Source organism: Microcystis sp. M109S1 (assembly GCF_020247025.1).
Classification (GTDB): Bacteria; Cyanobacteriota; Cyanobacteriia; order Cyanobacteriales; family Microcystaceae; genus Microcystis.
Genome location: NZ_JADBRW010000068.1, coordinates 22,369 through 28,462 on the forward strand (window position 1 = coordinate 22,369; position 6,094 = coordinate 28,462).

General features: G+C 41.7%; 6 protein-coding genes and 2 tRNA genes. 1 reads left to right on the forward strand and 7 read right to left on the reverse strand.

All coding sequences use genetic code 11. From position 1 onward, the window contains the following. Window positions 1-37: 37 nt before the first annotated feature. Together rplS and IM322_RS03170 are read right to left on the reverse strand one after the other, a co-directional pair. Window positions 38-400: a 50S ribosomal protein L19 gene (gene rplS / locus IM322_RS03165; protein WP_002738040.1), complete on the reverse strand. Its 363-nt coding sequence runs from the start codon at window positions 398-400 to the stop codon at window positions 38-40. Between the two features lie 220 nt (window positions 401-620). Next, entirely contained in the window at window positions 621-1,469 is an 849-nt protein-coding gene (locus IM322_RS03170) for a carbonic anhydrase (RefSeq protein ID WP_287676190.1), read from the reverse strand. A gap of 168 nt (window positions 1,470-1,637) precedes the next feature. Here IM322_RS03170 and psbN point away from each other — a divergent pair, with 168 nt between their 5' ends. Next, a complete protein-coding gene (gene psbN / locus IM322_RS03175; RefSeq protein ID WP_287676191.1) occupies window positions 1,638-1,769 on the forward strand; it encodes a photosystem II protein N in 132 nt (43 codons plus the stop codon). On the opposite strand, the gene IM322_RS03180 is transcribed toward psbN, so the two are convergent. The 5 genes from IM322_RS03180 to IM322_RS03200 form a co-directional block, all read right to left on the reverse strand. Next, entirely contained in the window at window positions 1,766-4,774 is a 3,009-nt protein-coding gene (locus IM322_RS03180) for an alpha-mannosidase (RefSeq protein WP_287676192.1), read from the reverse strand. The genes psbN and IM322_RS03180 overlap by 4 nt on opposite strands. Window positions 4,775-4,918: 144 nt before the next feature. Continuing rightward, window positions 4,919-4,990: transfer RNA gene (locus tag IM322_RS03185), tRNA-Thr, on the reverse strand. An 8-nt stretch (window positions 4,991-4,998) separates the two neighbouring features. Beyond that, a tRNA-Tyr gene (locus tag IM322_RS03190) sits at window positions 4,999-5,083 on the reverse strand. Window positions 5,084-5,226: 143 nt separating this feature from the next. Then, window positions 5,227-5,529 (reverse strand): ferredoxin, encoded by a 303-nt coding sequence (locus IM322_RS03195; protein WP_287676194.1) that lies wholly within the window; start codon window positions 5,527-5,529, stop codon window positions 5,227-5,229. 340 nt (window positions 5,530-5,869) lie between these two features. Next, the gene (locus IM322_RS03200; RefSeq protein WP_287699176.1) at window positions 5,870-6,040 is read right to left on the reverse strand and encodes a hypothetical protein; all 171 of its coding nucleotides are present in this window, start codon (window positions 6,038-6,040) and stop codon (window positions 5,870-5,872) included. Window positions 6,041-6,094 lie beyond the last annotated feature (54 nt).

Genomic DNA, 6,094 nt, shown 5'->3' on the forward strand with positions numbered 1-6,094 from the left:
AAGCAAATTTCTTGGTTAGGCTGTCGCCGGAAAATTTTTAGAGAGGGCGATCAAAACGTTCTTGTACCCTGGTGGCTTTGCCAACCCGATCGCGCAGATAGTAAAGTTTCGCCCGACGTACTTTACCACGACGGATGATCTTGATACTGGCAACCCGCGGCGAGTGGAGCAGGAAGACTCTTTCTACTCCCACACCCTGGAAGACTTTGCGTACTGTAATCGTTTCGTTGATACCGCCATGGCGTTTGGCGATGACAATGCCCTCGTAGGGCTGAATCCGCTCTTTATCTCCTTCCACGATTCGCACCCCTACCCGGATCGTGTCACCGACATGGATAATGGGCAGATCGCTCTTGAGATACTCGGCTTCGATTGATTTGATAATCTCTTCCGTTTTCATCGGCTTTCGTAAAACTGACAGTTCTCCATCATACCATATTTTTTGAGTAAAAAGCAATAGCTATTAGCTTTCCTAACACTGAGCGTTGCTGACTTGCCGATGCTGTCACCAGATGTTAGGCTGATTGTCCCGGATTACGGTCATTATCAACTGGGAAGGCTCTTGCCATTAACTGCCACTCTAGATAAGCACATCTCTAGAGAATTTCTCTAATCCCTAATTAACTTCTCGAACCGCGATAAATGCGATCAGCTTGGGAGGGTTCTAAATAATTATAGCCCGGTTTTTGGGTTGAGGAGCCATTCTTTTTCGCCACAGTATTAACCGCGGGAGTCGCTTTTTTTACCTCCGCATTAGTCCTGATATAATCCTCAGAAATCTTGAAGGGATGACTATTGGGAAGGTGACGACTAGGGGGTAAATTGTCTTCTGGTTCGGGATGGGTAATTTTACTATGGGGAGCGACAAAATCGTGTAGGATTGGATCGTAGGCTAGAATTTCGCCGGTTTCAATCCGAAAAATCCAACCGTGTAGGGATAATTTACCCTGATGTAATCGGGAACGAATAATTGGATAGCTTTGCAAATTACTTAACTGATTGAGAACATTTTCTGCTACTGTCACCTCGATCAGTTCTTCTCCTTCTAGTTCTTTGTAATTATCCTTAACTAAACGTCGAGTAGCTTCTGCTTGTTTTAACCAATCGTAAACTAAAGGCATTTCATCGGCCAGACTCTGCAATTTTAACAAACCTTTCATCGCTCCACAATGGGAGTGACCGCAGATAATCACTTGCTCGATGCCGAGAGCGTTGATAGCATATTCTATAGATGCACCCTCACCACCATTGGTTGCTCCGTAGGGAGGAATTATATTTCCCGCATTACGAATTACGAATAATTCCCCCACCTCCGCTTGGGTAATTAGGTTAGGATCGATACGGGAATCGGAACAGGTGATAAACAGGATTCTCGGTTTTTGTCCGTGGGAGAGTTGCTCAAATAATTGCCGATGTTCATCAAAATAACCACTCTGGAACTTTTCTAGTCCCTGTAGGAGTTTCTTCATAATAATTCTTCTAGTTTAGTTTGATCGCTATTTAGTCGATCCTTTCACCATTATCGGGCATGAGATAACAGCAATGCAACCGGCCAGATTAGCGATCGCTGTCGGCTGCGAGATCGGTTATATCTTGTTAAGATAGGATACGGACTGTATCTAAGCAAATTTTATTTTATGGAAACTGCAACAATTTTGGGTATTTTGATCGCTGCCGCTTTGGTGGGGATTACCGTTTTAGCTCTTTATACCGCTTTTGGACCGCCAGCAGCAGAATTAAGCGATCCTTTTGAAGATCACGAAGATTAATTCTTTAATAACCATGTGGCTATCTGCCAAGGAGAAATTTGCTCCATAGGATCGATCGCTCTTTCTAAACCGTCGATCGATTCTTTTATTGTTAATTTTAATTGATTTTGCCAATCAATAACAGCGTTTTCTCCCTGACATTCATAAACGCGCATTACCCAACTCTGAGCGGATGTTTCACTTTGTTTGAAACTCATTAAAATTAAGTTATCAACCGAGAATTTTAACCATTGTGCCACGGGTGGCAACTGGGTTGATCGATAATAATTAGTAATAAAAATAATGTTGACAGGTGAGTTTAACTGCCAAGCGTGATGGACAGTTTTCGCCGTTTTCCAGTTACCTTGATGGGGATATATTGCATAGGTAAATTCTTGTTTCCCTAGATCCGCCTCGGGATCGGGCCATCGGGGACTTCTCAACAGAGTTAATCGCAGTTGCTGGTTAGTAGCATCATAGCCATATTTATTATTATTTAAAAGACTCACCCCGTATTGTGCCTCTTTATCGGTTAAATCCGCCCATTTATGACCGTAAACTTCCCATTTTGGTGATTCTGTTTGGTGGTCACGCTCGATCGCACCACAGGCAATTTCATAGGTGGTAAAATTGCTGTTTAGGGTGAGAGGAAAAGCGGTTTTTACTAAAGTATGTTCCTGCTGCCAATTAACAATAGTTTTAATCTGGAGAATAGGAGAATCTTTTTCTAAGATATAATCTTGACAAAATTCCGAATCAGCTAAACTTCTGATGATGCGAATCTGCCAGCGCAAGGGACCACATTCTAAGCATTCGATCGATTTTAATACTGTTTTTGGTAAGGGATATTGTTGATAATTCGGATCGATATTCCAAGCGTCCCAATATTGTCCTTGATCTTTAAATGCCTGTAATTGATTACCAGCAGCTTGCAGGATTTCTCTTTGATTAATTATATCAAATATACTATCTATATCCCCCGTTTCCGAGTTAATAGTAACTTTAAGTAAGCCATTATCTAAAATAAATTGGCAGTTAGTTAAATTTTTCTCCGTTGCTTGCTGATTGGGAACTAACCAAAATAACTTATAACCCACAGAAGGAATATTTTCAGCGAGAAATAATAGCTGATTGTCGTGGGATAATTGCGAGGGACAGAGACAATTATTTAAGTCATAAACCGAGCAATTGACAGATTCTATCGCTAAAGAGATAACCTCGGTTCTTTCCCAGTTAAGAGAATTAAAAATTAGAAAAGGTTTTGCTTGAGGATGGGGGGGATTAGGTAAATTAATTTGAGTGGCAATTGCCTGTAAAGCTTGCTCTAAAATTGCTTCACCTGTGCTGATAACTTGCTGCCATAACTGATTAGCATCCCTAAACACTTCGGGTATAGAAGTACCAGGAAGTATATCATGAAACTGATTTAATAAAACCTTTTTCCATGCGGATTCTATCTCGACTTTCGGATAGGGAATATCTAGTAAAATATTAGCCAAAGAAGACCATAATTCCCCTTGATACAAGAGGATTTCACCGTAACGATTATAGGCTTTTTGGTCAGCGTGGGTAGTATAACAACCGCGATGGAATTCTAGATATAATTCATCATCCCAGATAGGAAGATTATTTGTCTCCAGACTGTTCAGATAAGTTGTTGCTTGGCTAAATTTTAACTGGGGGAAAAAAGGAGATTTTTGCCAACGTTGGGCCACCTCTAACATATCACGAGTCGGACCGCCGCCATGGTCGCCAACTCCGGGCAGCCAAAAAATATCTTTTAATCCGGTTTGCCGTTCCCAATTGAGAGCATGATCGGTCATAATAATTGGATTAGTATCCATAACTCCGGCAACATTGGGAGGAGACATTAGGGAAAGAATTTTACTGCCATCGGGAGATTGCCACCAGAAAAAACCGTGGGGAAATTTAGTCGTATCATTCCAATGTAGTTTCCCGGTTACAAAATATTTTATGCCAAAAGATTTAAGAATTTGTGGCAATTGGTAGGGAAACCCAAAGGTATCCGGCAGCCAAGCAGTTTCAGTGATTTGTCCAAATTTTTCTTGAAAATATTTTTGTCCATAAAGTAGTTGTCGAAATAGGGATTCCCCGGAGATCAAATTGACTTCTGGTTCTACCCACATCCCGCCCAAAAGTTCCCAAGATTGCCCTTTATATGCCTCTAGAATTGCTTGAAACAGGTCAGGATGATGTTTTTCTATCCAGTCGTAAATTAGGGGGCTAGAATGACCAAATATGAGGGCAGGAAAATCTTTCTGGAGGTTTAAAACCGAGATAAAAGTGTTTTTTGCCACTTGCCAAGTTTCTGCCAACGGCCACAACCAAGCCAGATCCAAATGTGCGTGGCCGAGAAGATGAAAACTGCGTTCTTTGAGAGGTTTAGCGAGGGTTTGCAGGGATTGACGAATTGATTCTAGGGAGCGATTAAATTTATCTTTGTTGGTGACATTATCCCAGTCAATATTATCGAGAGTAGCGGTAAAAGCCGCTAAGTTTTCAGGATAAAAAGTTTGCAGATAATTATGGAGAATGGTTAATTCATCAGCAACAAAACTAGGATCGATAGCTTGGCTATATTCATAGATTAACTGCGATTTCATCAAACCACCAATATCATGATTGGGACTGACTAAACGGAGAGTAACAAGGATTTCTTGACCAGTAGAGACCGAGTTAGAAAGTAAAATGCACGTGGAAGAATCAAAGAGGTCTCCTGCTTGGATAAATTGATTATTAACATAAATTTTGACATCTTCCGCCCACCAAGTTAAGATTAATCTCAGTTCCATTCCCTCTAAAGGATAACCGGCTAAATGTTCGGGGACAATAATTTTTTGAGTTAGATATTGGATTTGTCTGCCGGCCGGCCAAATAATGTATTGTTTTTCATTGAGGGTGACGGGTTGAATTGGTTTTCCCGCTGCTGTAGCGATAAACCAATTTTTCTGAACATCTCTGCGGGTGAGGTGAGACAGTTTAGCGAGGTTGTCGAGGGGAGACATGAGCCAACAAATAAGTTAATTTTGACCATTTTAGGCGATCGATGTCTAATTGGGCTAGGGGAGAACTTGTGTTAACGCAATACTGCTGAAGACTTACTTAATCTCATCCTTCAACGGCTTATTGAGAATGAGCAGGGAAGAAAAAGCCCGTGATGAGGATTGAACTCATGACCTCACCCTTACCAAGGGTGTGCTCTACCACTGAGCTACACGGGCATTGATCGTGGTGGGCCGGGCCGGATTCGAACCAGCGTAGGCGTAGCCAACGGATTTACAGTCCGCCCCCATTAACCACTCGGGCACCGACCCATTAATTCCACGATTATCAATCATAGCACCCTTAGCTAAAACACACAAGTGTTTAGGGGAAAAAATTTTTGAGCCATAAAATAACTCCCGTTAAGCACCATAGATAGCACTTAACGGGAGTTTTCTGACGATCTTGAGAGAGATTACTTCAAAGCTGCTTCTTCTTGGTGGGTGAGGATCACACAGTCAGAGGTAGGATAGGCGACGCAGGTGAGGACATAACCCGCTTCAATTTGATCGTCATCTAAGAAGGATTGATCGGATTGATCAACGCTACCGGATACAAGTTTACCGGCACAGGTGGAGCAAGCTCCCGCGCGGCAGGAATAAGGTAAGTCCAGTCCTGCTTCTTCAGCTATATCGAGAATGTACTCATCATCGGGAACCTCAATTGTAGTATTAAGTCCTTCAGCTTCATTTTTCAGTGTGACTTTATAAGTTGCCATCGGTTGTTCCTCTTAATTAAATGCTAGTGAAAGCGGCAGTCTCTACAATTGCCTCTCGCTCGCAGTCAGAGTGAACGATGCGAGCGAGTTTCATTTTTGATACTACGGGAAAATCTGCCTGACTCAGCCTTGCATTAGTAATGACAGTCTTAAATAAACTTAAAATAAAATTTACTTATATATCTAACCTGGAATTCTTGACGCTCCTTGCTCGATCTCTAGATAATTTCATCGATCTACAATCTAGCTAAACTAACCACTACTAAGCATTTGGAGCCATAATGTTAATTGTTTTTTTAGCCTTAAGCCGATTTTTGTTAAATATTAATTTAACTTATAGTTAAGATAGATGTCGATGAATTGTCTTTAACCCAGCCAAGAAATTGCTTTTCGGCACTACTGCCGCTAACACATCTAGGGAAACTTTGACATCCTCACCGCCGTAAACGGACGGTGATTCCCAAACCTCACGATTTAGGTTTCTGCTTCTTTCCCTTGCGGGGTTTCGCACCTGCCTTAACAGATTTACTCTGTTCTGGTCTTATGGTCGCTCTACAGACTGACA

What these genes read in the sequence shown, in the direction of transcription:
- rplS (WP_002738040.1), bottom strand. Translation starts at nt 400, where the DNA reads ATGAAAACGGAAGAGATTATCAAATCAATCGAAGCCGAGTATCTCAAG.
- IM322_RS03170 (WP_287676190.1), bottom strand. Translation starts at nt 1,469, where the DNA reads ATGAAGAAACTCCTACAGGGACTAGAAAAGTTCCAGAGTGGTTATTTT.
- psbN (WP_287676191.1), top strand. Translation starts at nt 1,638, where the DNA reads ATGGAAACTGCAACAATTTTGGGTATTTTGATCGCTGCCGCTTTGGTG.
- IM322_RS03180 (WP_287676192.1), bottom strand. Translation starts at nt 4,774, where the DNA reads ATGTCTCCCCTCGACAACCTCGCTAAACTGTCTCACCTCACCCGCAGA.
- IM322_RS03195 (WP_287676194.1), bottom strand. Translation starts at nt 5,529, where the DNA reads ATGGCAACTTATAAAGTCACACTGAAAAATGAAGCTGAAGGACTTAAT.